The sequence below is a fragment of the Parolsenella sp. genome (genome assembly GCF_982402205.1).
Genome location: NZ_CEVYAT010000217.1, coordinates 1 through 1,642 on the forward strand (window position 1 = coordinate 1; position 1,642 = coordinate 1,642).

Consider the following 1,642-nt stretch of genomic DNA (forward strand, 5'->3'; position numbering starts at 1 on the left):
GTCTACATTCCGCGCGAGGGGGAGCAGGTAGCAACCAATGCGTCTTCCTCGCAGGGTTCAGGTGATGCCTCAAGTTCAGGAGCTTCGGCTATGCCGTCCGGGCTCGTGAACATCAACACGGCGAGTGCCGAGGAGCTGGACGCCCTCCCGGGAGTAGGGCCTTCGACGGCTGCGGCGATCGTCGAGGAGCGCGAGGCGAACGGCCCCTTCTCGTCCGCCGATGACCTCATGCGCGTGAGCGGCATCGGCGAGAAGAAGTTTGCCAAGCTCAAGGACCACGTCTGTGTGTAGCGAAGGGCGCGTTGCCCCCGAGACTTCTGCGGGTGACGCCGCCACGTATCCGGGCAAGCCGTACGTGCCGCCCCTGCTTAGCTCTCTGACCGTGCTTGTTTTGGGCGACAACCTGCTGCTCAGGGGCGTCGTGGACGCTATGCCTCTGCTGGCGGGCGCAGTGCTCGCGCCAATTTGCGGAGCAGTACTTAGGCTGAGGGGGCGTGGGACTGCCTCTTGGCACGTGCTTGCCTGCGGCATGGCCATCGTGCTCTCGTGCGCCTGGTGCGTGCCGGCGCTTTCGCGGCTCGATGCCGCTGCTCTCGAGCTTGGCTCTACGCCGGTGTCGAGGCTCGAGATGGTCGTTGCGAGCGAGCCCTCGCAGACGCAGTCGGGATGGCTGTGCCGTGCCGACTGCTCGCTGCCAAGCGGCGCCGTCGGCCACGTTTGGCTTGCGTGCAGCGAGCGCCTCCCCGTGGGCGAGCGACTCCGCGCCGTTGGGCGGTTCTCGGCCAATGGGGACGACGAGTGGGGCCTCTCGAGCAGAGCGGCTGGGCTCGCCGGCCGCGTCAAGGTCGTGCGCGTGTTGGAGGAGGCGCCGCCCGAGGGGGTGCATGCGGCTTTGGGTGGCCTTCGCGAGTGCGTGCTTGGCGCGATCGACCCTTCGAGCGGGCCTGGTGCCGCGCTACTCGCCGGACTTGTCGCTGGGGAGCGCACCGAGCTCAAGGCACGGGGCATCTCGGACGAGTTTGCGGCTGCCGGCCTTGCGCACCTCGTGGCGGTGTCTGGCTCTCACCTTGCGGTGTTCTCCTCGGTCGTTGAGGCTGCCCTCGTCGCCCTTGGCGTCTCGAGCGGGTCGAGGGTCGTGGCGGGCCTTGGCCTCTGTGCCGCGTTCGTGGCGCTGTGCGGGGCACCTGCGTCGGCGCTGCGGGCCTGGGTCATGCTCGCGGCGTCGCGCTCGGCGCGTCTCGTTGGCAGAAGGGGCCATGCTCCCTCGGGGCTTGCCCTGGCGGGCCTCGCCATGTGTCTCGCAAATCCGCATTGTACCTGTGACCTTGGGTTTCAACTCTCGGTTCTCTCGGTGGCGTCCCTCGTGCTCTTCTCGGGCTGGTTCGAGGCCGCAGCGGCGAACGTGCTGGGAGGCCACAGGTCCACATGGCGCTCACGCCTGCCTCGGATGCTGCGCGGTCCCTTATCAAAGTTCGGTAGGTACGTCCGCTCGTCGGTCTGCTCCTCGCTCGTGTGCCAGGCCGCGACGCTTCCGCTGGTCGTTGCTTCGTTTGGGAGGGTGAGCCTCGTGTCGGTGCTCTCGAACCTCGTCGTGGGACCTGCTTTTGCGCCCTTGCTCTGCGTGGCGCTCGCTGCTCTTACC

The 1,642-nt window shown here is 67.8% G+C and carries 2 protein-coding genes; both read left to right on the forward strand.

Annotated features, from left to right (window positions below; genetic code table 11):
- Nucleotides 1-291 (forward strand): ComEA family DNA-binding protein (locus AC1VTH_RS08170; protein ID WP_481335684.1); only part of this gene is annotated, 291 nt, incomplete at its 5' end.
- A partial coding sequence (locus AC1VTH_RS08175) for a ComEC/Rec2 family competence protein (protein ID WP_481335686.1) occupies nucleotides 284-1,642 on the forward strand: 1,359 nt, incomplete at its 3' end. The genes AC1VTH_RS08170 and AC1VTH_RS08175, both read left to right, overlap by 8 nt.